Origin of the sequence: Accumulibacter sp., assembly GCF_029255145.1 — a bacterium.
Taxonomy (GTDB): domain Bacteria; phylum Pseudomonadota; class Gammaproteobacteria; order Burkholderiales; family Rhodocyclaceae; genus Accumulibacter.
In genome coordinates this window covers 1-24,202 of record NZ_JAPUVQ010000037.1, presented here as the reverse complement: position 1 = coordinate 24,202, position 24,202 = coordinate 1, and the positions used below count along the sequence as shown (strand labels likewise).

Below are 24,202 nucleotides of genomic sequence, written 5' to 3'. Positions count from 1 at the left end.
TTCAGGATCTGCGCAAGGAAGGCGCCATCATCCCACGATTCGTCGCCGCACCGTCCTTCGCAGCCAGCAGCGGTACGGTCGCGGTCATTGCCCGAAGACCTCGGCGAGCATGCGGTCCACACCGACCTGCCAATCGGGCAGGTGCAGCTCGAAGGCATCTTGCAGCTTGCGCGTAGCAAGGCGCGAGTTGTGTGGCCGGGGCGCTGGCAAGGGGTAGGCGCTGCTTGGCACGGCCTCGATCGCCGCCGGCGCGACGCGGATCGGCTGGCCGGCCTGCCGGGCGAAGTCGATGACGTGCCGGGCGTAGGCGTGCCAGCTCGTCTCGCCAGCTGCCGCCAGGTGGTAGAGGCCGGCCAGATGTGGTTGCCGGAGAGCGCCGCGGATGGCGTGCGCGGTCACGTCGGCAAGGAGTTCGGCGCCGGTCGGCGCGCCGATCTGGTCGGCGACGACTCTGAGCTGGTCGCGCTCACTTGCCAGGCGGAGCATCGTCCGGGCGAAGTTGTTGCCACGCGCCGCGTAGACCCAGCTGGTACGAAAGATCAGATGCCGGTCGCAGGCGGCGGCAAGCGCTTGTTCGCCGGCGAGCTTGCTGTGCCCATAGACACCCAGCGGGCCGGTCACGTCGTCTTCGTGCCACGGCTTCTCGCCGCTGCCGTCGAAGACATAATCGGTCGAGTAGTGAACCAGCCAGGCACCAAGCCTGCGCGCCTCTTCGGCCAGCACGCCGGGCGCCACGGCGTTGATCGTCTTCGCCAGTTCCGGTTGTGACTCGGCGTGGTCGACCGCTGTGTACGCGGCGGCATTGACGATCAGCTCGGGAGCGACCGTGCGCACGCTGGCGGCCAGGCCGGCGAGGTCGGTGAGGTCGCCACACAGGCTGCCGTCGCCTTGACGACCAAGGGCGACGATCTGCCCAAGTGGCGCCAGGCTACGCTGCAATTCCCAGCCGAGCTGTCCGCTCTTGCCGAAGAGCAGGATCTTCACCGCACGCGTTCGCCATAGTTCCTGGCGACCCAGTCGCGGTAGGCGCCTGACTGGACGTTGCTGACCCACTGCTGATTGTCGAGGTACCAGAGCACGGTCTTGCGAATACCGGTGGCGAAGGTTTCCGCCGGTTTCCAGCCGAGTTCTACCTCGACCTTGCGGGCATCTATCGCGTAGCGGCGATCGTGGCCTGGCCGGTCGGCGACGGTGGTGATTTGCTCGCTGTAGCGTTTGCCGTCGGCGCGCGGGCGAAGTTCGTCGAGCAGGCCGCAAACGGTGTGCACGATGTCCAGGTTGGGCTTTTCGTTCCAGCCGCCGACATTGTAGGTCTGGCCCGGGCGGCCGGCTGCGAGTACGCGGCGGATCGCGCTGCAGTGATCGGTGACGTACAGCCAGTCGCGGATCTGCTGGCCGTCGCCATAGACCGGCAAGGGTCTGCCGGCCAGCGCATTGACAATCATCAGCGGAATCAGCTTTTCCGGGAAGTGGTAGGGTCCGTAGTTGTTCGAACAGTTGGTGGTAAGTACCGGCAGCCCGTAGGTGTGATGGTAGGCGCGGACCAGATGGTCGCTGGCGGCCTTGCTCGCCGAGTACGGGCTGTTCGGCTCATAGGCGTGCGTTTCGCTGAACGCCGGCTCGTCGCTGCGCAGCGAACCATAGACTTCATCGGTCGAAACGTGCAGAAATCGGAAATCCCGCCGGGCCTCGGCTGCGAGCGTTCCCCAGTAGGCGCGCACGGCTTCAAGCAGGTGAAAAGTGCCGACAATGTTGGTCTGGATGAAGTCCTCCGGACCATGGATCGAGCGATCGACGTGCGACTCGGCGGCGAAGTTGAGGACCGCGCGGGGCTGGTGGCGCGCCAGCAGGCTGCTGGTCAAGAGCGTGTCGCCAATGTCACCCTGGACGAAGATGTGCCGTGGGTCATCGGCGATCGAGGCGAGGTTTTCGAGGTTTCCGGCATAGGTCAGCTTGTCGAGGTTGATCACGGTCTCGTCGCTGTGCGCCAGCCAGTCGAGGACGAAGTTTGCGCCGATGAAGCCGGCGCCGCCGGTAAGAAGAATCATTTGCAGATCTTTCAGGTGTCGCGGTGAGTAGGTCAGGCGAAGCGGGCGAGCAGCGGCCCAGCCTCGCCGGGCTCGGGCTTATCTGCCGTAGGTGTCCTGCAGGCGAACGATGTCGTCCTCGCCAAGATAGCTGCCGGACTGCACCTCGACGATTTCAAGGTCGATCCGGCCCGGGTTTTCCAGGCGGTGAACGACCCCGAGCGGGATGTAGGTTGACTGGTTCTCCGAGAGCAGCAGCGATTCGTCGCCGCGCACGATCAAGGCGGTACCCTTGACGACGATCCAGTGTTCGGCGCGATGGTGATGCTTCTGCAGGCTGAGGCTGGCGCCGGCTTTCACCAGGATCCGTTTGACCTGATAGCGCGGGCCGTGCGCCACGCCTTCGTAGCTGCCCCAGGGGCGGTGCACGATGTGCCTGAACTCGGTCTCGCTGCGCGACGAGCGCTTCAACTCCTCGACCAGCGTCTTGACCTCCTGTGCTTGCGACTTGTCGGCGACCAGCACCGCGTCCGGGGTGGCCACGACGATCAGATCGCTGACCCCGATGGTGGCCAGCAAGCGCCCTTCGGACAACAGCACCGAGTCGTGGGTATCGATGCTGAGCACATCGCCGCGCCGGGTGTTGCCTTGTCCATCGGCCAGGCCGAGAGCGGCCAGCGCGTCCCAGGCGCCGATGTCGTTCCAGCCGGCATCAAGCGGGATGACGACGCCCCGGTCGGTCTTCTCCATTACCGCGTAGTCGATCGATATCGACGGGCTGGCGACAAAAGCCGCGTGATCGAGGCGAACAAAATCGAGGTCGTGGCGGTCGCCGGCAACCGCTGCGGTGGCGCACTCGCGGATTCCCGGCGCGAAGCGGTCTAGTGCCTCAAGGTAGCTGTCGGCGCGGAACAGGAACATGCCGCTATTCCAGAAATACCCTCCACAGTCGAGGTAGCGCTGGGCGGTCTCGGCATCGGGTTTTTCGACAAAGCAGTCGAGCGCGTAACCACCGGCGACGATGTCGCCGCGACGGATGTAGCCGTAACCGGTCTCCGGCCGATCGGGCACCACGCCAAAGGTCACCAGGGCGCCCGCCTGCGCGTGTGGAATCGCCGCCCTGACTGCATTCTGAAAAGCCGCGACATTGGCGATTGCATGATCGGAGGGAAGCACCAGCAGTAGTGGAGAGTTTTCCCGGCCGCCCTGAGTAATGGCATGCACGGCAGCCGCAGCGACGGCGGGAGCGGTGTTGCGCGCCGCCGGTTCGAGCAGGATGTCGGCTTTCAGGCCGATCTCCAGCAGCTGTTCGGCGACCAGGAAGCGGTGGTTCTCGTTGGCCACGGTGATCGCCAGGCCGAGTCCCGCCAGACCTTCGAGGCGGCGCAGGGTGTTCTGCAGCAGCGAGAACTCATCGACCAGTCGGAGAAACTGCTTGGGGTAGTGAGTTCGCGACAGTGGCCACAAACGCGTGCCGGAGCCTCCACAGAGGATCACGGGAACGATCACATCGGGGTTCATTTGCAGCGTCTCCAGTCAGCGCAGCCTTGCCGCGAGCGGGTCTCCGGAGGCGGCATTATACCGTTGCGAGTCGCCGCCGGGTTTGCCGACCAGGGGCGTTCCACGCCGGCGCTGGCGAACCTGGCAGGACATCGCGCCGACGCACGGGGCAGACTCGCGGCTGCGCCATCTCCTATAATGCGCTCTGCCCACTTGTTGCTTGTCGTCCCCACCACTGGCCCACCGATGCGTATCCTATTGGTAAAGACCTCGTCGCTCGGTGACGTAGTGCACAATCTGCCGGTGGTCAGCGACCTGCGCCGCTGCCTGCCGGGCGCGCAGATCGATTGGTGCGTCGAGGAGGCGTTTGCCGACATTCCACGTCTGCACCCGGCCGTCGCCGAGGTCATTCCGGTCGCCCTCCGGCGCTGGCGCAAGAACCTCGGGCGTCTGGCTACCTGGCGCGAGTTGCGCGACTTCCGGCGCCGAATCGGCGAACGCGACTACGACGTGGTACTCGACACGCAAGGCTTGCTGAAGAGCGCGCTGATCGCCCGGCAGGCACACGGCAGGCGCTGTGGTTACGCGGCCGAGGCGGCGCGCGAACCTCTGGCGGCGCGGTTCTATGATTCCACCTTCGTCATTCCACGCAACGTGCATGCGGTTCAGCGCAACCGCTGGCTGGCTGCCGCCGCTTTCGACTTTCCGGTCGACCTGCCGCTGGATTACGGCATATCACCGCCGCCGGTCGATACCGCTGGCGGGGCTGACCGCGCTTCGGTCGTTCTGTTGACCGCGACCAGCCGTGACGACAAGCTGTGGGACGAGGCGCACTGGTGTGCGGTCGGCCGCGCGCTGATCGAGCGCGGCTTGACACCGGTCCTGCCGGCCGGCAGTCCGCGCGAACGCCAGCGCGCCGAACGGATCGCGGCGACGCTGGCCGGCGCCATCGTGCCGCCGCCGCTAGGCTTGCGCCAGCTTGCTGCGCTGATCGGCCGAGCCCGCCTGGCAATAGGCGTCGATACCGGACTGGCGCATCTGGCCGCGGCCTTGCGGGTGCCGGTGGTGGCTCTGTACATCGCCACCGAGCCGGCGCTGACCGGCGTCTACGGCAGCGGCTTCGCGCGCAATCTGGGGCGTAGTGGGGCCGCGCCGTCGGTACCGGAGGTGCTGGCGGTCGCTGCGCAGGCACTGCGTTGATAGCGCGCCTGCTCTATTCGCTGCTCTTCTACCTGGCGATGCCGATGGTCTGGCTGCGACTGCTCTGGCGGGCGCGCCAGCAGCCCGAGTATCTGCAGCATCTCGGCGAGCGGCACGGCTTTTACTCGCCGCTTCGAGCGCGACCGCTGATCTGGCTGCATGCGGTTTCGGTCGGCGAGACGCGCGCTGCCGAGCCGCTGGTCGACGCGCTGCTGCACGCCTATCCGGAGCACGGCCTGCTGCTGACGCACATGACGCCAACCGGCCGGGCAAGCGCGCAGGCCGTGCTGGCAAAGTTCCCGGAGCGATGCACGCAGGTCTACCTGCCCTACGACCTGCCCGACGCCTGTGGACGTTTTCTCGACCACTTCCGCCCGCAGGTGGGGCTGTTGATGGAAACCGAGCTGTGGCCCAACCTGATCCACGCGGCCAAGCGGCGCCAGTTGCCGCTGCTGCTGATCAACGCCCGGCTATCGGCGCGTTCGCAGCGCGGCTACGCGCGCCTGGCGAGCCTGATCCGCCCGGCGGTCGCGTCGCTGAGCGCCGTCGCCGCGCAAACGGAGGGCGACGCCGAGCGCTTGCGGCAACTCGGCGCGCAGCGCACCAGTGTCAGCGGGAACCTGAAGTTCGACGTGACGCCGGCCGTGGACCAGTTGCAATTGGGCGCGCGCTGGCGGCAGGCGGTCGGGCCGCGCCCGGTGTGGCTGCTGGCCAGCAGCCGGGCCGGCGAGGAGGTGCTGATCCTGGAGGCAATTTCGGCGCTGGGCATTGCCGGCCTGCTGTTGGTGCTGGTGCCGCGTCACCCGCAACGATTCGCCGAGGTCGCCGGTCTGGTGGCGGGCCGCGGTCTGGCGCTCTGCCGGCGAAGTTCAGGAAGTCTGCCGAGCGGCGAGACGCAGGTCTGGCTGGGGGACAGTATGGGAGAAATGGCGGCTTATTATGCGCTGGCGGATCTGGCGCTGATCGGCGGTACGCTGTTGCCGTTTGGCGGCCAGAACCTGATCGAGGCAGCGGCCTGTGCTTGTCCGGTCCTGCTGGGACCGCACAGCTTCAACTTTTCCCAGGCCAGCGACGATGCGATCGCCTGTGGTGCCGCACGGCGCGTGGCCAATGCCGGCGAAGCCGCGGCAGTCGCCGGCGAACTGCTCAGGAGCCGGGCTCAGCTGCTGGCGATGCGCGCTGCGGCGACCGGCTTCAGTCAGGGACACCGCGGCGCAACGGCGCGCACGCTGGCGCTGATTGAGCGGGTCATGGAGCCTCGAAAAGCGCATTGATGCGCTCCAGATCGGCCTCGCTTAGCGAGCCGACAGTCGCCTTCAGCTTGAGTTGGGCGAGCAGGGTGTCGAAACGGGTTCTGGCGAGGTCCCGCCTGGTGACGTAGACCTGATTCTCGGCATTCAGGACGTCGATGTTGATCCGTACGCCAACTTCATAGCCTAGCCGGTTTGATTCCAGCGAGCTGAGGCTGGACACCAGAGCGGCTTCAAGAGCGCGCACTCCGGAGAGACCGTTGACCACCCCCAGGTACGACTGACGGGCGTTGAGCGCCGAGCTTCGCCTGGCGTTGTCAAGTGCGGCCTGTTCGGTGTCACGCCTGGCTATCGCTTCGCGGGTCTTCGAGTTGACGCTGCCGCCCTGAAAAATCGGGATGTTGAGCTGAACGCCAACCTGGCGGGTGGTGTTGTCGATCGAGCCGACGCCAAACTGGCCGGGACCATTGGTCTGAGCATAGTTGGCGACCAGATCGACCGTTGGGTAATGCCCGGCCTTGTTGATCTCGATCGCCTTGGACGCCGCTTCGGTGGCCGCCTGCTGTGCCTGCACGACAAAACTGTCCTGTTCGGCAGCCGTCACCCATTGCTCCATGTTGGCCGGTTGCGGCGGCTCCATTACCGCTTTCGGCTTGAGCCGATACAGTTCGCCAGGGTCCTTGCCAATCAGCACGCGCAGCGCATACCGCTTCACTTCAAGGTCGTTTTCGGCGGCGATTTCCTGAGCTGTCGCCAGGTCAAAGCGGGATTGCGATTCGTAGGTATCGGTGACGGTCGAGATCCCGACCTCGAAGTTCTTCTTGGCTTGTGCGAGTTGCTGCGCAATGGCCGTCTTGTTGGCTTGCACGGCGCGCAGGTTTTCAATGGCGAAGAGGACGTCAAAATACGCTTGCGCAACGCGCACGATCAGGTCTTGACCAGCTTGCGCCAAATTGGCCTCGGTCTGCATGACCAGCAGCTTTGACTGGTCGTACTGCACGAAATTCTGCCAGCGGAAGAGCGGTTGCGTCAGGTTGACGCCGTAACTGTTGCTGTTGTACTTGTTGCTGTAAGAGGCATTCTGCGACTCGATCCTGACGTCGTAGCGGGTGTCGTTCCAGAAGCTGTTGCCGGTTGCGCCGATGGCCGGCAGCAAGCCGGCTAGCGCCTGTGGCTGCTTTTCGCGTCCTGCCGCGGCGCTAGCACGGGCGGCGGCATACTGGGCGTCGAAGACCAGCGCGTCGCGGTAGACCTGCAGCAAGTCGGCGGCAACTGCGGGGGTCGCAGAGAACATCGCCGCCAGGACGAGAGTGAGCTTGCCGACGCCTAAATCTTTAGTCATGACGCTACCCTTCTTTCAATATTTGCGCATCGTCGGATCAACCTCTCGCGCCCAGGCATCGACGCCTCCAGCAAGATTGTAGACGGACCTGAAGCCCTGGTCTTCGAGAAAGCTGCCGAGCTGCCGGCTGCGCACGCCGTGATGGCAGATGACCACGATATCGGCGTCGGCATCAAGCTCGCCCAGGCGGGCCGGCACGGTCTGCATGGGCAGCAGGAACGAGTCGGCGAGGTGGCATAGCGCGTACTCCCAGGGCTCTCGTACGTCGAGCAGGATTGGTCGCGGTCGGGTGCCGGCTTCGGGATGATCAGGCGCGGTCGAGCTGGCTGCCAGCCACGCCGCCAGATCGAGCGCCGACAGTTGCTGCATGATCCTGATTCGCGATCAGAAGACGAATCGTTGGCGCTGCCTGGCAGTGCTCAGCGGCGCAACCACCGTTTCGAACAAGTTGATCGTATTGAAGGCGGTGTCGCCGGTGCGGGTGACGATGCGTGCCTGCATCGCCGGCGGCTCACCGACGAAGACCGCGAGTCGCCCACCGATCTTCAACTGCTGCAAGAACTGCTCGGGCAACTCGGGCAAGGAGCCCGAGATGACAATCACGTCGAAGGGGCCGTGCTTGGGCCAGCCTTCGGAGGCGTCCCCGGTTTCGACCAGGACGTTCGCCACTCCCGCCTTCTGCAGATTCTCCGCGGCCGAGGCCGCAAGGAGCGGGTCGATTTCGACCGTGTACACGTTCTCCGCCTTGGACGCCAGCAAGGCGGCCATGTAGCCGCTGCCGGTGCCGACCTCCAGCACGACATCAGTATTCTTGATCGCCAGTTGCTGGAGGATGCGCGCCTCGATCTTCGGCTGGAGCATCGTCTGACCATTGCCGATCGGCAGTTCAATGTCGGCAAAAGCCAGCATACGGTGTGCGGGCGACACAAAATCTTCGCGTTTGACCGTCGAAAGAAGCTCAAGCACTTCCGGATCCAGTACCTCCCAGGGGCGGATCTGCTGTTCGATCATGTTGAAGCGCGCTTCTTCCATATCCATCTTCGCCGCAGACATAGTCTTTCCCATCATAACAGTAACATTAGTGCGATCTAATATTGCATCGCCAGCGCCGAATTATACCTTTGTATCGGTGCTGGGTCGTGCGTTGAGATCTGGAACGGGGGCAGGCAGCAGGGCGCGAAAGCAGCGGTTGGTCCAGGCCGGGACGGCCATGTGACTGCGGCGTGCGCGTCGGCGCCGATGGCTTTCCGGAGGCAGGTGAGCGTGGTGTCGAGGAAGTGAGGGGTACCGACGGGGTGCGTGGCGTCTGCGGCAGGGTCCAAGCCAATACCCTCGTCGGAAAGGAGCGGCAGCTTGAGGCGCCGCCTTGTCGCGTGGGGAATTCGCCGAATGGCTACGCCGCAGCGAGAACCTTGATTTGAGCCGACAGGCGGCTTTTCTGCCGAGCGGCCTTGTTCTTGTGGACGATCTTCTTGTCGGCAATACGGTCGATGACGGCCACTGACTGCTGGAAAATGCTCTGGGCGGCAGCCTTGTCGCCAGCCACGATCGCTTTCTGAACGCGCTTGACGGCGGTGCGCAGGGTCGACCGCAGGCCGGCGTTGTGGAGGCGTTGTTTGACGGCTTGGCGGGCTCGCTTGCGAGTCTGTGCGCTATTGGCCATTGATGTTTGTTCCTATGAAAAACTGCAGAGTAGGTCGAAAGGCGCGCATTCTACAGAGTCGGCGAGAGTGGCGCAAGCGGTGTCGTCGAGCGGTGTTTTTTTCCGCGCAGCAGCGGTCCGACCGAAAGAAAAAAACGGGCGCGGCGCGCCCGTTTGTCTTGACCCGGAGACCGGTATCAGAAGCTGTGCATCAAGCCGGCACCGACCGTGTAGTTGCTTTCACCCGGTGCGCCGATCAGGCCCGGGGTGATGATCGCCTGGCCGGGAATCGAGTACTTGTCGTTGTTGAAGTAGCTGTACGCGGCATACACTGCGGTACGCTTGGAAAGCGGATAGGTGTACATCGTGCCGGCGCCCCAGCTGTCGCCGTCAGGCAGGTTCTTCCGGTCGAGCGACAGCCTGCCGTAGCTCACGGCGAACGTGCCAGGACCAACCGGGGCGGACAGGCCCAAGGTCCAGAGGTTGCTGTCGTCGATGGTCTTGGCAATGATGTTGGAGTTGTTATCCAACGCCTGGTAGCTGGCGAAGGCCTTGACAACCTTGAAGTCCCACGAGCCGCCGACGTACCATTCGTTGATGCTGCTGCCGCTACCCGGGGCCTTGAAGGGCGGCGGGTTGAGGTTGGGGAGAACGACATTGGTGCGCGACTGGTACACGACATCGACGTTGACCGGGCCATTGGCATAGTTGACGCCAACGCCAGCCTTGCCGTTGTCGTAGACGCTGGCGTTGTTGTAGCCACCCAGGTTGCTCTCGCCAAAGCCGTAGATGGCGCTGACTGTGAAGCCCGAGTAGTTGTTGCTGGTGTAGGTGATGGCGTTGTTGAAGCGAGCCGGGCTGTTCGGGGTGATCGTCATCCCGGACAGGGCGCTCAGGCTGGACTGAATGGCCATGTCGGTCGCGTCGAGCGCGTCGTTGCGGGCCGCGGCATTGAAGCCAGGAGCATACTGGCGACCGAGCGCGACGGTACCGAGCTTGTCGCTGGCCAAGCCGACAAACTGCTGACGGGCGTTGAGGCCGCCAGTGCCGATGCCCTGGTTGGTGTCGATGTCGAGTCCGTATTCCAGCGTGAATACCGCTTTGAGGCCGTTGCCAAGGGCTTCTTCGCCCTTGAAGCCGAGGCGGTTGCCAGCGGCGATGCCGGACGCGATACCGCTGAAGGTGTTGGTTCCCATGCGCTTGCCAGCGCTACCCGAACTGTAGATATAGCCGGCGTCGACAACGCCGTAGATGGTGACGTTGCTCTGGGCAAGGGCAGTACCCGAGGCCAGGCCGGCAACGGCCAGTGCGATGAGTTTCTTTTGCATGTCAGTGATCTCCTGTGGGGTTTTGCAATCGTTGCGCTAAAACCGGCTTTGCTGGACCGGACTGCCGCCAAGCGAAGCTCTGTTGCGAAGTTGTTGAGCGAATTGTGGCAGGCCGTCCAGAGGCGAGCAAGCCCGATGAGCCTCCTCGGCTGCTCACCAGGGCGTTTGTTGTCTTTTCGCCACAGTTGCCTTGGCGGGTTGGCGACCCATTGACTTGAGTGGGTGCAAAGATGGTCAAGGCCACCCTGTGAACCACGACCACTTGCAGGCTGGCCAATCGCAGCGCGCTCGGGCGATCCATGGTTTGGTTTTTCGCCCGCCCCGCCGTAAGCGGGCAAACCGTGCGAGCGGTTGCAGTGACAAAAAAAAACGGGCGCCGAAGCGCCCGTTTGGGATACAAGTGATCCTTGCTGGTCAGAACGAGTGACGCAGACCGGCCAGGAAGGTGTTGTTGCTCTCGCCAGGGGCGCCGATGCCGGCAACAGGGCCGTTGCCCGTGCTGTGGTTGTCGTTCTTTGTCCAGACATAGCCAGCGTACAGGGTGGTACGCTTGGACATGTCGGTGGTCCAGCCCAGGGCGGCGGACTGGCTGCTGTTGTTCAGCAGGTACTTGCCTTGATCCCACTCCAGTTGAGCGTAGCCGACGCGGATCGCGCTGGCCGCCATCACCGGAATGACTGCACCCAGTTGCCACACGGTGTTGTCCAGGTTGACGGCGTTCTTGTCGTTCTGCTGCTGATACGAGCCCATGATCTTGACCATCTTGAAGTCATAGCTGGCACCGATATAACCTTCGTTGATGTCGTTGCCCTGGCCTGGCAGGGTCGGGAAGGTCGTGATGACGTTCTGGCGAGTCTGGTAGACCAGATCGATGTTCAGCGGGCCGTTGGCGTAGTTGCCACCCAGAGCAAACTTGCCGTTGTCGGAGGTGCTGGCGTTGTTGTAGCCACCGAGGCTGCTCTCACCAAAACCGTAGATCGCCTTGGCGGTGAATCCGCTCCAGTTCGGCGAGGTGTAGGTGACGGCGTTATCCCAACGGGCCGCGCTGTTCGGGGTAATGGTGTTGCCAGCCTGGGCGCTCAGGAACGACTGCGGCTCGAAGGCGGCGCCACCGAAGGGGTCATTGTTGACCGTGGCCAGATAGCCAGGAGAATACTGACGGCCGAGGGCGACGGTACCGAGCTTGTCGCTGGAGAGGCCAACGAACTGCTGGCGGGCGTTGAGGCCACCGGTGCTGCCGATACCGGTGTTGTTGTCGATGGTCAGCGAATATTCGAGGGTGAAGATCGCCTTCAGGCCATTGCCCAGCGCTTCCTCACCTTTGAAACCGATGCGGGAGCCGCTCAGCAGGCCGGACTGGATGCCGCTGAAGGTGTAGGTGCCGTTGACCAGGGGGGGCGTACCGCCCGTGCTGTAGATGTAGCCCGCGTCGGCAATACCGTAAACGGTGACGTTGGTCTGGGCCAGAGCAGCGCCCGAGGCCAGGCTGGCGACGGCCAGCGCGATGATTTTCTTCTGCATGGTGAATCTCCTCTAGGTTTGCGATCAATGAATCCAACTGGTGCTTCATCAAACTGGGCCTCTCGATGACGAGAAGTTGGAGTGATTGTGGCAAGCGCAGACAGGCGGAGCAAGCGCCCCGAACGCTTTCGCTGTTGGTCGCGGAGTGATTGTTGGTTTTTTGCAACATCTGTGGAGGCGCGCCGAGTGACTGCTCGCCCTGCCGGATCAACGGCTGGTCGGTAGCGCGCGCGGCGGCCTCCCGGTCAGAGGAACAACTCGGCCAGCGCCTCGCCCGGTTCGGCCGCGCGCATGAACGCTTCACCCACGAGAAAGGCGTTGACGCCGCTGTTGCGCATCAATTGCACGTCGCTTCTGGCGAGGATGCCGCTCTCGGTGACGACGACGCGATTTTCCGGAATCGACGGCAGCAGTTCGAGCGTCGTCGCCAAGCTGACTTCGAAGCTGCGCAGGTTGCGGTTATTGATGCCGATCAGCGGTGTGGCGAGTTGCAGGGCGAGATCGAGCTCGCGGCCATTGTGTACTTCGACCAGGACCGCCATGCCCAGGCTGTCGGCGATGGCCTCGAAGTCGCGCATGCTGGGCAGGTCGAGCGCGGCGGCGATCAGCAGGATCGCGTCGGCGCCCATCGCCCGCGTCTGGTAGACCTGATAGGCGTCGACCAGGAAGTCCTTGCGCAATACCGGCAAGGGGCAGGCGGCGCGGGCCGCCTGCAGGTATGCCGGCGCGCCCTGAAAGAATTGGGCGTCGGTGAGCACCGACAGGCACGCCGCGCCGTGCCGCCGATAGCTGGCGGCGATTTCGGCCGGCCGATAGTCCGCTCGCAGCACTCCGCGGGACGGGCTGGCCTTCTTGATTTCGGCGATTACCGCCGGCTGAGCGGCGGCGATCCTGCCGCGGATGGCGCCGACGAAGTCTCGCGTCGCCGACATTTTTTCGGCTGCGGCACGTACGCTCGCAAGCGATACGTCCGCCCGTGCGGCGGCGACTTCGTCACGCTTGACGGCGAGAATCCGGTTCAGGATGTCGCTCATCGCGGAGCCGCTTCCGAGGCTTGTGCCGTCACGTCTTCGTCGGTGTCTTCGAGCAGTTCGTCGACTGTCACCTGCAATGCCAGTGCAGCGAACTCGACACTGTCGCCCGGACCATGGTCGTAGAGAACCCAGTGATTCCCGGGGTCGCGGCGGAAGACCTCGATGCGCCGCGCGGCGAGGTCGACCAGCACATACTCCTGCAGGCTTTCGAGCTTGCGATAAGCGGCGAACTTGCCGCCGCGATCGAAGGCCGCGGTCGATGACGACAGGACTTCGGCAATCAACAGCGGGTGGCTGACGTAGTCCGGCGTCAGGCGGTCGCGGGGATCGCAAGTGACCAGTACGTCGGGATAGAAAAAGCAGTCGGCAGCTTCGATGCGCGCCTTGACCGATTCGATGAAGACGCGACAAGGGCTGCCCCTGAGCGCTCGGCGCAAGCTGCCATACAAATTTCCGGTGGCTACATTGTGCGACTGGCGCACGCCGACCATCGCGAATACCTCGCCGGCGACGTATTCGTGACGTTCAGCCTGCGTTTCCTCCCAGGCCAGGTAAGCCGCGGTGTCGAAGTGCTTTTCAGCTTGTGGAATGGCGATCACTTTTCTCCCTAGCGAAAGCGTCGGTCAGGCCGAAAAGCGCTGGGTGAAGGCGACCAACTCGTCCAACCGGGCAAGCGCGGCGCCCGACGCGATCGCCTCGAAGGCCCGGTCAACGCCGTCGGCGAGCGTTTCGGTCAGGCCACCGACGTAGATGCTTGCGCCGGCGTTGAGCGCGACGATGTCGCGAGCACCGCCGCTCCGGTTCTGGAGGGTTGCCAGCAGCATTGCTTTCGACTCTTCGACGTTGGCCACGCGCAAAACGCCGGGGTCGTGCACCGGCAGGTTGAACTGCTCGGGGTGGATGGTGTATTCGTCGATACGACCGTTTTTCAACTCGCCGACCAGCGTCTCGCCGCTGATCGATATTTCGTCCAGGCCTTCGCGGCCAAAAACGGTCAGTGCGTGCGAACTGCCGAGTCGCTGCAGGACGCGCACCTGGATTCCGACCAGGTCGGGATGGAAGACGCCGAGCACCTGGTTGGCCGCGCCAGCCGGGTTGGTCAGTGGGCCGAGGATGTTGAACAGCGTGCGCACGCCGAGTTCGCGGCGCACCGGCGCGGCGTGCTTCATCGCGCTGTGGTGATTGGGAGCGAACATGAAGCCGATACCGACCTCGTCGATGCTCTGTCCGACCTGCTCCGGCGTCAGGTTGATATTCACCCCGAGCGCTTCGAGAACGTCGGCACTGCCCGACTGCGACGATACCGAGCGTCCGCCGTGCTTGGCGACTCGCGCGCCGGCCGCGGCGGCAACGAACATCGCCGCGGTCGAGATGTTGAAAGTCTGCGCGCCGTCACCGCCGGTGCCGCAGGTGTCGACCAGGCGCGAGCGGTCGCCGACCTGCACCTTGGTCGACAACTCGCGCATGACCTCGGCCGCGGCCGCGATCTCGCCGATCGTTTCCTTCTTCACCCGCAGTCCGACGACGATCGCCGCGATCATCACCGGCGTCACCTCGCCGCCCATGATCTGGCGCATCAGCGAGGCCATTTCGTCATGGAAGATTTCGCGGTGTTCGATGACCCGCGCCAGGGCGTCCTGCGGCTTCATTGGCCGTGCTCCTCGAGAAAGTTCTTCAACAGGTCGTGGCCGCGCTCGGTGAGAATCGACTCCGGGTGGAATTGCACTCCTTCGACGGCCAGATGACGATGGCGCAAAGCCATGATCTCGCCATCATCGGTCCAGGCGGTGATCTCCAGGCAGTCCGGCAAGGACTCGCGCTCAACGGCCAGCGAATGATAACGCGTGCAGGTCAGGGGATTGGGCAGTCCGCGAAAGACCCCCCGCTCGCCGTGATGCACGGACGATACCTTGCCATGCATCAGCTGTCGGGCGTGGACGACGCGGCCACCGAAGGCCTCGCCGATCGCCTGATGGCCGAGGCACACGCCGAGCAGCGGAATCCTGCCGGCGAACTCGCGAATCGCCGCCAGGGAGATTCCGGCCTGTCCTGGCGCGCAGGGGCCGGGAGAAATCACCAGCAAGGCGGGGTCCAGGCGGGCGATTTCGCCAATCGAGATCGCGTCGTTGCGAACCACCTTGACGTCCTGCCCCAATTCGCCAAAGTACTGGACGAGGTTGTAGGTGAAGGAGTCGTAGTTGTCGATCATCAAGAGCATTTTCGGCCTATCCTGTTGATTGCGTTACCGGCACGCGTCAATGCCGCTTGTCCATGCCCGTTTTTTCTGGCGCTGGACGGAGAAACGTCCGTTCAGATCGGGTTGGAATTGTCGCACCCATTGGGGTGGCACGTCACTCGTCCGCGTTGAATTGCTCAGCTGAGGCGGTAGAAATCGGCTGTGGATCAGTTTGGCTTTGCACATGCAGCCGCTTGAGCGCTTGCGCCGGCGTCTCCCCGTCCTTCAGGTACGGTCGGATCAGCGCTTCTCCCTTTCGCTGGTTGCTGCGGTGGTTGGTGTCCGGCAAGGGCTGCCGGTACGTCGCTGGCGCCGCTCAGCTTGCCTGTCGACCGAGGGCGAACTGCCGCGTCGGCGGCCGAGGGTCCGGCCGATGCTTACTGGCCGGTCGTCAGCCACTTGCTCAAAGTTGTGTGTCGAGGCCGTTCTCGGCGAGCTCGGCAGCGCGCAGAACGGCGCGCGCCTTGTTCTGCGTTTCCTGCCACTCCGACGATGGGTCGGAATCGGCGACAATTCCGGCACCGGCCTGCACGTGCAGCTGGCCGTCCTTGACGATCGCCGTTCGGATCGCGATCGCCAGATCCATGTCGCCATTGAAACCCAGGTAACCGACGGCGCCGGCGTAGATTCCGCGCTTCACGGGTTCGAGTTCGTCGATGATTTCCATCGCCCGTACCTTGGCCGCTCCGGAGACGGTGCCGGCCGGGAAAGTGGCCTTGAGCACGTCGAGCGCGGTCAGGTCGGGCCGCAGCTTGGCTTCGACGTTCGAGACAATGTGCATCACGTGCGAGTAGCGCTCGACGATCATGTTCTCGGTGAGCTTGATGGTGCCGACGCGCGCGACGCGACCGGCGTCGTTGCGACCGAGGTCAAGGAGCTGCACGTGCTCGGCGCGTTCCTTTTCGTCAGCCAGCAACTCGGCGGCGAGCGCCTGATCCTCCTCGAAGGAAACGCCACGCCGACGGGTGCCGGCGATCGGCCGGACGGTGACCGTATCGCCTTCAAGGCGCACCAGAATCTCCGGCGACGCGCCGACGACGTGGAAGTCCTCGAAGTCGAAGTAGAACATGTACGGTGACGGATTGAGCGAGCGCAGCGAGCGGTACAGGGCCATCGGGCTGGCAGCCAGCGGTTTGCTCATGCGCTGCGAAAGGACGACCTGCATGATGTCGCCCTCGGTGATGTAGCGCTTGGCTCGCAGCACCGCCTGCTTGAACTGCTTTTCGCCGAACATCGACGTTGCCGGCTGCGACGCGTGCGGCTTTTCGGCGGGGATGTGCACCGGTTCGCGGAGCCTGGCGAGGAGTTCCTTCAGCCTTGCCCGCGCTTTCTGGTAGGCACCGGGGACACCCGGCTCGGCATAAACGACCAGCGTCAGCTTGCCCGACAGGTTGTCGACCACCGCGATCTCTTCCGAAAGCAGCAGCACGATGTCGGGAATGCCGAGGTCGTCGGCTTTCTGCGAGCGCGTCAGCCGGGTTTCGATGTAGCGGACGGTATCATAGCCGAAGCAGCCGACCAGGCCGCCGCAAAAGCGCGGCAGGTCGGCGGTCGGGGCAGCCCGGAAGCGCCGCATGTACTTGGCGATAAAGTCCAGCGGGTTGGTGTCGTCCTCGCGTTCGGCGATGCGATTGCCATTGAGCACCAGCACCTGATGGGCGTTGACGACGATCCGCGTCGGACTGGCCAGGCCGATGATCGAGTACCGGCCAAAGCGCTCGCCGCCCTGCACCGATTCCAGCAGGTAGGTGTAGGGCCCATTGGCCAGCTTCAGGTAGATCGACAGCGGCGTGTCGAGATCGGCAAAGGTCTCGAGGGTCACCGGGATACGGTTGTAGCCTTCGGCTGCCAGCCGATTGAAGTACGCTGCAGTCATTGGAAATCCACAAGTAAACACGGCGGGAGATGTGGCGGTGCCAGGAGTCCATCGGAGCGTGGCACATTGCGGGGCACGGCGGCTCGGCGCCGCCTAGTGGCGCCGGGTGCGCCAGGGCCAGGCCTCCGCCCGGCCGGCGGGCAGCAGGTGCGTTGTGCAGGGGCGGGTGTTCATGCGTGACGGATATGCTGTGCGGCGTCGGCAAGGGTCGGGACTATACCATCGGCTGCCAGTTCGCGAACATCGCGGCCCTCGTTGTAGCCGTAGGGAACCAGAAAGACGTGGCAGCCGGCGGCACGCGCGGCGCTATAGTCATGCACCGAATCGCCGATCATCAGGACCTCGGCGGGCGGGGCACCAAGGCGGCCGCTGGCCCAGACCAAGGGCATCGGGTCCGGCTTCGGACGCGGTAGAAGGTCGCCGCTCACCACCACCTTGAAGAACGACGCCAGGCCGACGTGTTCGAGGAGCGGCAGCGAGAACGCTTCGGCCTTGTTGGTGATTACCCCCAGCGGCAGGCCGAGTGCCTGGAACCGCTCAAGGCCTTCGAGCACTCCCGGGAAGAGCTGCGCGTGGCGACCGTTTTCCCTGGCGTAGTGCCTCCTGAAGCTGTCAAGGGCTGCCGGCGGTGGTGGCGCCGGGTCCTCGGCGGCGACCATCGTTCCGGCCAGAACCCGCTTGACCAGATTGGCGATCCCGCGCCCGACATAACTGCGGACCGCGGCGACCGATACCTCGGAGCGGCCGAGATCGTGCAGCATGGCGTTGGCCGCGGCGTGCAGGTCGAGTACCGTGTCGAGCAGTGTCCCGTCCAGATCGAGGAGGACCGCGCGCACGGCCAGCGGCTGTACCATCAGACGCCCTCCAGGCGGGCCCGCAGCGCGCCGATCACCGTGTCGTAGCGGTTGGCGTCGCCGACGCTGCCGGCGCTGAATACCGCCGAGCCGGCAACGAAAGCGTCGGCACCGGCGCGGGCGATGTCGGCAATGTTGTCCACCTTGACCCCGCCGTCGACCTCAAGCCGGATTTGCCGGCCGCTTGCCCGCTGGTAGGCGTCGATTCTGGCGCGCGCCGCCTGCAGCTTGGCGAGCGTGGCCGGGATGAACTTCTGGCCGCCGAAGCCCGGGTTGACGCTCATCAGCAGGACGATGTCCAGCTTGTCCATGACGTGGTCCAGGTGGTGAAGCGGCGTCGCCGGGTTGAAGACCAGACCAGCCTGGCAGCCGCATTCATGAATCAGCGCCAGCGTACGGTCGACGTGCTCCGAGGCTTCCGGGTGAAAGGTGATGATGTTGGCACCGGCCGTGGCGAAGTCGGGGACGATCCGGTCGACCGGCCTGACCATCAGATGGACGTCGATCGGTGCCTGCGTCAGCGGCCGGATGGCCGCGCAGACCAGCGGGCCGATGGTCAGGTTCGGTACGTAATGATTGTCCATGACGTCGAAGTGAATCCAGTCGGCGCCGGCCGCGATCACGTTCACGACTTCTTCGCCAAGCCTGGCAAAGTCGGCAGAGAGAATGCTGGGTGCAATGACGTACATGACAGGAACCCCTGCGAAAACCGGGTTTCATTTTACCGCGAAACAGCCGGTTCTGGCTGCCAGAGAAAGGCTCAGCCCGCTGGCGGAGGGCCGGCGCGCGCCGCCGGGCTTGTCAGCAGGCCTTCTTTGGTGTGCAATGCCGGTTCTGATTGTCCCGACATCGAGCAAACATGGCCGAGAGCAAGAAATACGAGATCGCGGTCACCGCGATCCCGCAGTACATCGCCGAGCAGTCGGACCCAGCCAGCGACAGCTACGTCTTCGCCTATGCCATTACCATTGAAAATGTCGGGACCGTGCCGGCGCAGTTGATTTCGCGGCACTGGATCATCACCGACGGCAGCGGCGAGGTCCAGGAAGTGCGAGGGCTTGGCGTCGTGGGCCGGCAGCCACTGCTGCAGCCGGGGGAGAAGTTCGAATACACCAGTGGCTGCCAGCTCGACACCCCGGTCGGCACGATGCGCGGTAGCTACCAGATGACGGCCGTGGACGGAAAGCAGTTCGAGGCCCAAGTTCCAGAGTTCACGCTGGCGGTTCCTCGCGTCCTGCACTGATTCGCGGTCTTGAGCCTCAAGCACAGCTATACGCTGATCGCCCCGTTCTACGATGCAGCGCTGGCTGCTGCCACCCGCTCGCTGCGGGCAAGAAGCATCGCGGGCTTGCCGGACGATGCAGCGCAGATCCTGGTGAGCGGTGTCGGCACCGGCCTTGATCTGCCGCTGCTGCCGGCGCAGCACCGCTATACCGGCATCGACCTGACCCGGGCGATGCTGCAGCGCGCCCTGCCGCGCGCCGCAGCACTCGATTTTCGCTGCGTTCAGGGCGATGCGCAGCGGCTGCCTTTTGCCGACGGCAGTTTCGAGCACGTGATCCTGCACCTGATCCTCGCCGTCCTGCCCGACCCGCTGGCCGGTCTGCGCGAGACGGCGCGCGTGCTGGCGCCGGGAGGCAGCGTGCTGATCTTCGACAAGTTCCTGCAGGCAGGTCAGGCGGCGCCGCTGCGGCGACTGCTCAACCCGCTGGTCCGCCGGGTCGCGACGCGACTCGACGTGGTTTTCGAAGATCTGCTGGAGAAGACGCCGCTCCTGGTCCTGGAGAGCGATGAGCCGGCGCTGGCTGCCGGCTGGTTCCGCCTGATTCGCCTGCGGCGGGTCTAGCTGCGGTAGTCGGCGTTGATCCTGACGTAGTCGTACGACAGATCGCAGGTGTATACCGTCGCTCGGGCGGTGCCGCGTCCAAGCGCGACGCGGACGCTTATTTCGGCGTGCTGCATGATCCGCGCGCCGTCTTCTTCACGATACGAAGCCGCTCGCCCGCCCTTCTCGGCGACCAGAATTTCGCTGCCGGCGCTGCCTAGCCAGACGCTGACCCGATCGACATCAAGGTCGTCGACCTCGGCGTAGCCGATCGCGGCCAGGATCCGGCCGAGGTTGGGATCGGAAGCGAAGAACGCGGTCTTGACCAGCGGCGAGTGGGCGACGGCATAGCCCACCCGCTTGCATTCAGCGCGGTCGCGGCCACCTTCAACGGCGATGGTGATGAACTTGCTGGCTCCTTCGCCGTCGCGAATGATCGCCTGCGCGAGTTCCACCGCAACGGCGATGACGGCGTCGCGCAGCGCCGCGTAGGCGGGCGTAGAGGCGTCGGCGAACTCGACACCGGCCTGACCGGTGGCGATCAGGATGAAGGAATCATTGGTCGATGTGTCGCCGTCCACGGTGATGCAGTTGAACGACTCGTCGGCCGCTGCCCGCAACAGCTGTTGCAGCAAGGGCGTGGCGATCCCGGCATCGGTGGCGATGAAGCCGAGCATTGTCGCCATGTTTGGCCGAATCATTCCGGCGCCTTTGCTGATGCCGGTGACGGTGACACTGCGGCCGTCTACCTGCAGGCGCCGCGAGGCCGCCTTGGCGACCGTGTCGGTAGTCATGATCGCCTGCGCTGCGGCGTGCCAGTTGTCTTCTCGCAGGTCGGCGATACACCTCGGCAGGGCGGCGATCAGGCGGTCGACGGGCAATGGTTCGAGGATTACGCCGGTCGAGAACGGTAGCACCTGCCGGTCGTCAACGTCCAGCAAGCGGCCGACGGCGGCGCAGGTTTCGGTCGCCGCTTGCCAGCCCTGCTCACCGGTACCGGCATTGGCGATGCCGGTATTGATCACCAGCGCCCGCAGGTCGCTGCCGATTTCCAGATGGCGGCGGCAGACCAGTACCGGCGCGGCGCAGAAGCGGTTGGCGGTGAACACGCCAGCGACCCGGCAGCCGGGGACCAGCGCGAGAACGGCCAGATCCCGCCGGTCGAGCTTGCGGATTCCCGCCTCGGCAACGCCGAGACGGACGCCCGCTACCGGCAGCAGGTCTGTGGCAGCGGGGGTCTGGTAATTGACGGGCATGGCAAGCTCGCTAGCGAAGACAGGCGGAGATGGAGGCGGCAGGACGCCGATCCACAGGTCCCGGGCAGCCCGGCAGGATCGCGGCACCCCAGCCGGTTGACTCGAACGCGAGGTCTACGACAGCTTGCCGTGACAAAGTTTGTATTTCTTGCCGGAGCCGCAGGGGCAGGGCTCATTGCGGCCGACCTTTGGACCGCTCGGCAGGGGTTTCTGGGCGCCCGCAGATGCCTCCCGATCGCCGGTCCCCAGCGCTTCGTCGTAATCCGCATGCTGGTAGCGTACGTTCTGCACTTCCGCGTGCGGAGCGGTCTCCTCGACGTCCTGCTGGCGTACCTGTACCGTCATCAGCAGGCGCGTCACGTCGCCGCGGACGTTTTCGAGCAGCCGCTCGAAAAGTTCGAAGGCTTCGCGCTTGTACTCCTGCTTGGGGTTCTTCTGCGCGTAGCCACGCAGGTGAATCCCCTGCCGCAGGTGGTCGAGTGCCGCCAGGTGCTCTCGCCAGTGCGTGTCCATGCTCTGCAGCATGACGTTGCGTTCGAACTGGTGGAAGCCCTCGGCGCCCACCATTTCGACCTTGGCCGCGTAGGATGCCGCCGCCGTTTCGACGATCCGCGCCAGCATCTCTTCGTCGCGCAGATTCGGCTCGTCGCGTGACCACTCGACAATCGGCACCTGCAGCAACAGTTCGGCGGCCAGCGCTCGTTCCAGCCCCGGCAGATCCCACTGTTCCTCGACACTGTCGGCTGGGACGTAGGCGCGGAAGGTGTCGTGCAACACCCCTTCACGCATCGGAGTCACCGTTTCGGAGATGTCGTCGCTCTCCAGCAGTTCGTTACGCTGGGCGTAGATGACCTTCCGCTGATCGTTGGAAACGTCGTCGTATTCCAGCAACTGCTTCCGGATGTCGAAGTTGCGGGCTTCGACCTTGCGCTGCGCCGATTCCAGCGAGCGCGAGACCAGCGGATGCTCGATCGGTTCGCCCTCGGGCATCTTCAGGCGCTCCATGATCGCCTTCAGGCGTTCGCCGGCAAAGATGCGCAGTAGCGCATCGTCGAGCGCCAGGTAGAAGCGCGACGAACCGGGGTCGCCCTGGCGGCCCGAACGGCCGCGCAGCTGATTGTCGATGCGGCGCGATTCATGCCTTTCGGAGCCGATGATATGCAGGCCACCAGCCGCCACCACCTGATCGTGCAGCACTTGCCATTGCGTACGAATCTCGGCGATCGCTGCATCCCGATCGCCCGCAGCCAGTGTCTCGTCGTCACGCAGGGCCGAGATCTGTTTCTCGATGCTGCCGCCGAGCACGATGTCGGTGCCGCGCCCGGCCATGTTGGTGGCAATCGTGATCACCCCCGGGCGACCAGCCTGAATGACGATTTCCGCTTCGCGCGCGTGCTGTTTGGCGTTGAGGACCTGGTGCGGCAGCTTCTCGTGATCGAGCAGAGCCGACAGCAGTTCCGAATTTTCGATCGACGTCGTGCCGACCAGTACCGGTTGTCCGCGTTCGCGGCAACTGCGGATGTCGGCGATGATCGCGGCGTGCTTTTCCTTGGCGGTGCGGAAGACCTGATCGTTGTTGTCGGTTCGCCGCATCGGTTTGTTGGGCGGGATGACCACCGTTTCGAGGCCGTAGATCTGCTGGAATTCGTAGGCCTCGGTATCGGCGGTGCCGGTCATTCCCGACAGCTTGCCGTACATCCGGAAATAGTTCTGAAAGGTGATCGAGGCCAGCGTCTGGTTCTCGTTCTGAATCCGCACGCCCTCTTTGGCTTCGACGGCCTGGTGCAGGCCATCGGACCAGCGACGACCCGACATCAGGCGGCCCGTGAACTCGTCGACGATGATCACCTCGCCGTTCTGCACCACGTACTGCTGATCCTTGAGAAACAGATTGTGAGCCCGCAAGGCGGCGTAAAGGTGGTGGATCATCAGGATGTTGCTGGCGTCGTAGAGGCTGCCGCCGTCGGGAAGCAGGCCGGCAGCCGCCAGAATGTCTTCGGCGTGTTCGTGACCCGCCTCGGTCATCAGGATCTGATGACCTTTCTCGTCGACCCAGTAATCGCCGGGACCGTTTTCTTCCTGGCAGCGTTCGAGCAGGGGCGCGACCTTGTTCATGCGCACGTAGAGGTCGGTGTGGTCCTCGGCCTGCCCCGAGATGATCAGTGGCGTGCGTGCCTCGTCGATCAGGATCGAGTCGACCTCGTCGACAATCGCGAAGCTCAGTTTGCGTTGCACCCGCTCGTCGGACGAGTAAACCATGTTGTCGCGCAGGTAATCGAAGCCGAATTCGTTGTTGGTGCCGTAGGTGATGTCGGAAGCGTAGGCGGCCTGTTTCTCGTCGTGGGGCATTTGCGAGAGGTTTACGCCGACCGAGAGGCCAAGAAAGCGGTGCAGTCGTCCCATCCATTCGGCATCACGGTTGGCCAGGTAGTCGTTGACCGTGACGATATGGACGCCCTTGCCAGCCAGCGCATTGAGGTAGGCAGGCAGGGTCGCGACCAGCGTCTTGCCTTCGCCGGTACGCATCTCGGCAATCTTCCCGTCGTGCAGAACCATCCCGCCAATCAATTGCACGTCAAAGTGGCGCATGCCCAGTGAGCGCTGTCCGGCCTCGCGAACGACCGCGAAAGCTTCCGGAAGCAACTCGTCCAGCGTCTCGCCGTTGGCCACACGTTCCTTGAACTCGACCGTCTTGCCGCGCAGATCTTCGTCGGACAAGGCGCTGATGCCCGCTTCCAGCGCATTGATCTTGCGGACAACCCGCGAGTACTGCTTGATCAGCCGGTCATTGCGGCTGCCGAAAATCTTCTTGAGTAGGCCGGGAATCATTCTGGTAACGGTAGGGGAAGTTGCGAAGTTAGGATAGGGACCCTTGTCAGGAAGCGGAGGCGGTGTCCATTCACGACCACCGGGCACTTCGGATCGAGACGTCGAACAGGCAAGACGACGGGACCAGACCAATCATCCGGCGCGCGGCATGGATACTACCTTCAAGACCGGGTCGACGCAATTCTGGTGTCGGCTGCGCTAATGTTGTTGCAGACAGTGCTGGCAGTCGATATGGCGTTCATTCCGAGTGGCTGGCCGTCCGGTCAGGCGGCCAAGCAGCGCACCGCTGGCGGCGGCGAACGGACGGCGACCGGCACCGGCCGGAGGCAGCGAAAGATCCTGGCCAATCACTTCCCGGGTTCCGCGATTCAATCTGAATAGATAGCGGGAATGCCCCGCCAAGCCTTGATCTTGGATAGAGTGAGGTTACTGAGACAGTCACCTATTTGGAGAGCAAGGGAGGCGGGGCGATGGGGACTCTG

At 64.2% G+C, this 24,202-nt stretch carries 22 protein-coding genes; 4 read left to right on the top strand and 18 right to left on the bottom strand.

Annotation, left to right across the window (positions count from 1 at the left end; all coding sequences use genetic code 11):
* Positions 1-84: 84 nt before the first annotated feature.
* The 3 genes from rfbD to Q1L50_RS03825 all read right to left on the bottom strand — a co-directional run bounded on the left by rfbD (position 85) and on the right by Q1L50_RS03825 (position 3,548).
* A complete protein-coding gene (gene rfbD, locus Q1L50_RS03835; protein WP_300336035.1) occupies positions 85-984 on the bottom strand; it encodes a dTDP-4-dehydrorhamnose reductase in 900 nt (299 codons plus the stop codon).
* Positions 981-2,048 carry a dTDP-glucose 4,6-dehydratase gene (rfbB, locus tag Q1L50_RS03830; RefSeq protein ID WP_300336034.1) on the bottom strand — a complete coding sequence of 356 codons (1,068 nt, stop codon included), beginning with the start codon at positions 2,046-2,048 and terminating at the stop codon, positions 981-983. The genes rfbD and rfbB overlap by 4 nt, the downstream gene beginning before the upstream one ends.
* 78 nt (positions 2,049-2,126) lie before the next feature.
* Positions 2,127-3,548 (bottom strand): mannose-1-phosphate guanylyltransferase/mannose-6-phosphate isomerase, encoded by a 1,422-nt coding sequence (locus tag Q1L50_RS03825; protein WP_300336032.1) that lies wholly within the window; start codon positions 3,546-3,548, stop codon positions 2,127-2,129.
* Positions 3,549-3,773: 225 nt separating this feature from the next.
* Here Q1L50_RS03825 and waaC point away from each other — a divergent pair, with 225 nt between their 5' ends.
* The gene (waaC, locus tag Q1L50_RS03820) at positions 3,774-4,727 is read left to right on the top strand and encodes a lipopolysaccharide heptosyltransferase I (RefSeq protein WP_300336031.1); all 954 of its coding nucleotides are present in this window, start codon (positions 3,774-3,776) and stop codon (positions 4,725-4,727) included.
* Positions 4,724-6,001, top strand: coding sequence for a lipid IV(A) 3-deoxy-D-manno-octulosonic acid transferase (gene waaA / locus Q1L50_RS03815; RefSeq protein ID WP_300336029.1), 1,278 nt, complete (start codon positions 4,724-4,726; stop codon positions 5,999-6,001). The genes waaC and waaA overlap by 4 nt, the downstream gene beginning before the upstream one ends.
* Here waaA and Q1L50_RS03810 read toward each other — a convergent pair.
* The 13 genes from Q1L50_RS03810 to rpe all read right to left on the bottom strand — a co-directional run bounded on the left by Q1L50_RS03810 (position 5,976) and on the right by rpe (position 18,499).
* On the bottom strand, positions 5,976-7,319 hold the full coding sequence (locus Q1L50_RS03810; protein WP_300336027.1) for a TolC family outer membrane protein: 1,344 nt from the start codon (positions 7,317-7,319) through the stop codon (positions 5,976-5,978). The two genes, waaA and Q1L50_RS03810, sit on opposite strands and share 26 nt — an antisense overlap.
* A gap of 15 nt (positions 7,320-7,334) precedes the next feature.
* Positions 7,335-7,688 (bottom strand): rhodanese-like domain-containing protein, encoded by a 354-nt coding sequence (locus Q1L50_RS03805; RefSeq protein WP_300336025.1) that lies wholly within the window; start codon positions 7,686-7,688, stop codon positions 7,335-7,337.
* 15 nt (positions 7,689-7,703) lie between these two features.
* A complete protein-coding gene (locus Q1L50_RS03800) occupies positions 7,704-8,372 on the bottom strand; it encodes a protein-L-isoaspartate O-methyltransferase (protein ID WP_300336023.1) in 669 nt (222 codons plus the stop codon).
* Positions 8,373-8,712: 340 nt separating this feature from the next.
* Positions 8,713-8,982, bottom strand: coding sequence for a 30S ribosomal protein S20 (gene rpsT / locus Q1L50_RS03795; protein WP_300336022.1), 270 nt, complete (start codon positions 8,980-8,982; stop codon positions 8,713-8,715).
* Between the two features lie 176 nt (positions 8,983-9,158).
* On the bottom strand, positions 9,159-10,289 hold the full coding sequence (locus Q1L50_RS03790; protein WP_300336021.1) for a porin: 1,131 nt from the start codon (positions 10,287-10,289) through the stop codon (positions 9,159-9,161).
* A gap of 414 nt (positions 10,290-10,703) precedes the next feature.
* Positions 10,704-11,810 (bottom strand): porin, encoded by a 1,107-nt coding sequence (locus Q1L50_RS03785; protein WP_300336019.1) that lies wholly within the window; start codon positions 11,808-11,810, stop codon positions 10,704-10,706.
* Positions 11,811-12,055: 245 nt separating this feature from the next.
* A complete protein-coding gene (gene trpC / locus Q1L50_RS03780; RefSeq protein WP_300336018.1) occupies positions 12,056-12,844 on the bottom strand; it encodes an indole-3-glycerol phosphate synthase TrpC in 789 nt (262 codons plus the stop codon).
* The gene (locus Q1L50_RS03775) at positions 12,841-13,443 is read right to left on the bottom strand and encodes a Uma2 family endonuclease (RefSeq protein ID WP_366145210.1); all 603 of its coding nucleotides are present in this window, start codon (positions 13,441-13,443) and stop codon (positions 12,841-12,843) included. The genes trpC and Q1L50_RS03775 overlap by 4 nt, the downstream gene beginning before the upstream one ends.
* 24 nt (positions 13,444-13,467) lie before the next feature.
* Complete coding sequence (gene trpD / locus Q1L50_RS03770) at positions 13,468-14,493, bottom strand: anthranilate phosphoribosyltransferase (protein WP_300336016.1); 1,026 nt, start codon at positions 14,491-14,493, stop codon at positions 13,468-13,470.
* Positions 14,490-15,062, bottom strand: coding sequence for an aminodeoxychorismate/anthranilate synthase component II (locus Q1L50_RS03765; RefSeq protein WP_300336014.1), 573 nt, complete (start codon positions 15,060-15,062; stop codon positions 14,490-14,492). Before Q1L50_RS03765 ends, trpD begins: the two co-directional genes overlap by 4 nt.
* A gap of 421 nt (positions 15,063-15,483) precedes the next feature.
* Positions 15,484-16,956: an anthranilate synthase component I gene (gene trpE, locus Q1L50_RS03760; RefSeq protein WP_300336012.1), complete on the bottom strand. Its 1,473-nt coding sequence runs from the start codon at positions 16,954-16,956 to the stop codon at positions 15,484-15,486.
* A 170-nt stretch (positions 16,957-17,126) separates the two neighbouring features.
* Positions 17,127-17,810, bottom strand: coding sequence for a phosphoglycolate phosphatase (locus Q1L50_RS03755; RefSeq protein WP_300336010.1), 684 nt, complete (start codon positions 17,808-17,810; stop codon positions 17,127-17,129).
* Positions 17,810-18,499, bottom strand: a complete 690-nt coding sequence (gene rpe, locus Q1L50_RS03750) for a ribulose-phosphate 3-epimerase (protein WP_300336008.1) — start codon at positions 18,497-18,499, stop codon at positions 17,810-17,812. The genes Q1L50_RS03755 and rpe overlap by 1 nt, the downstream gene beginning before the upstream one ends.
* A 170-nt stretch (positions 18,500-18,669) precedes the next feature.
* On the opposite strand from rpe, the gene apaG reads away from it, so the two are divergent.
* On the top strand, positions 18,670-19,053 hold the full coding sequence (gene apaG, locus Q1L50_RS03745; protein WP_300336006.1) for a Co2+/Mg2+ efflux protein ApaG: 384 nt from the start codon (positions 18,670-18,672) through the stop codon (positions 19,051-19,053).
* A 9-nt stretch (positions 19,054-19,062) separates the two neighbouring features.
* Positions 19,063-19,656, top strand: coding sequence for a class I SAM-dependent methyltransferase (locus Q1L50_RS03740; RefSeq protein WP_300336004.1), 594 nt, complete (start codon positions 19,063-19,065; stop codon positions 19,654-19,656).
* Here Q1L50_RS03740 and argJ read toward each other — a convergent pair.
* Complete coding sequence (gene argJ / locus Q1L50_RS03735; protein ID WP_300336002.1) at positions 19,653-20,891, bottom strand: bifunctional glutamate N-acetyltransferase/amino-acid acetyltransferase ArgJ; 1,239 nt, start codon at positions 20,889-20,891, stop codon at positions 19,653-19,655. The two genes, Q1L50_RS03740 and argJ, sit on opposite strands and share 4 nt — an antisense overlap.
* A gap of 114 nt (positions 20,892-21,005) precedes the next feature.
* Positions 21,006-23,720 (bottom strand): preprotein translocase subunit SecA, encoded by a 2,715-nt coding sequence (gene secA / locus Q1L50_RS03730; RefSeq protein WP_300336001.1) that lies wholly within the window; start codon positions 23,718-23,720, stop codon positions 21,006-21,008.
* Positions 23,721-24,202 lie beyond the last annotated feature (482 nt).

Coding starts and splice junctions, on each gene's coding strand:
- rfbB (WP_300336034.1), bottom strand. CDS start 2,048: ATGATTCTTCTTACCGGCGGCGCCGGCTTCATCGGCGCAAACTTCGTC.
- apaG (WP_300336006.1), top strand. CDS start 18,670: ATGGCCGAGAGCAAGAAATACGAGATCGCGGTCACCGCGATCCCGCAG.
- Q1L50_RS03825 (WP_300336032.1), bottom strand. CDS start 3,548: ATGAACCCCGATGTGATCGTTCCCGTGATCCTCTGTGGAGGCTCCGGC.
- Q1L50_RS03785 (WP_300336019.1), bottom strand. CDS start 11,810: ATGCAGAAGAAAATCATCGCGCTGGCCGTCGCCAGCCTGGCCTCGGGC.
- waaC (WP_300336031.1), top strand. CDS start 3,774: ATGCGTATCCTATTGGTAAAGACCTCGTCGCTCGGTGACGTAGTGCAC.
- rpe (WP_300336008.1), bottom strand. CDS start 18,499: ATGTACGTCATTGCACCCAGCATTCTCTCTGCCGACTTTGCCAGGCTT.
- Q1L50_RS03765 (WP_300336014.1), bottom strand. CDS start 15,062: ATGCTCTTGATGATCGACAACTACGACTCCTTCACCTACAACCTCGTC.
- Q1L50_RS03800 (WP_300336023.1), bottom strand. CDS start 8,372: ATGTCTGCGGCGAAGATGGATATGGAAGAAGCGCGCTTCAACATGATC.
- rpsT (WP_300336022.1), bottom strand. CDS start 8,982: ATGGCCAATAGCGCACAGACTCGCAAGCGAGCCCGCCAAGCCGTCAAA.
- Q1L50_RS03790 (WP_300336021.1), bottom strand. CDS start 10,289: ATGCAAAAGAAACTCATCGCACTGGCCGTTGCCGGCCTGGCCTCGGGT.
- secA (WP_300336001.1), bottom strand. CDS start 23,720: ATGATTCCCGGCCTACTCAAGAAGATTTTCGGCAGCCGCAATGACCGG.
- Q1L50_RS03755 (WP_300336010.1), bottom strand. CDS start 17,810: ATGGTACAGCCGCTGGCCGTGCGCGCGGTCCTCCTCGATCTGGACGGG.
- Q1L50_RS03805 (WP_300336025.1), bottom strand. CDS start 7,688: ATGCAGCAACTGTCGGCGCTCGATCTGGCGGCGTGGCTGGCAGCCAGC.
- Q1L50_RS03810 (WP_300336027.1), bottom strand. CDS start 7,319: ATGACTAAAGATTTAGGCGTCGGCAAGCTCACTCTCGTCCTGGCGGCG.
- trpE (WP_300336012.1), bottom strand. CDS start 16,956: ATGACTGCAGCGTACTTCAATCGGCTGGCAGCCGAAGGCTACAACCGT.
- trpD (WP_300336016.1), bottom strand. CDS start 14,493: ATGAAGCCGCAGGACGCCCTGGCGCGGGTCATCGAACACCGCGAAATC.
- argJ (WP_300336002.1), bottom strand. CDS start 20,891: ATGCCCGTCAATTACCAGACCCCCGCTGCCACAGACCTGCTGCCGGTA.
- trpC (WP_300336018.1), bottom strand. CDS start 12,844: ATGAGCGACATCCTGAACCGGATTCTCGCCGTCAAGCGTGACGAAGTC.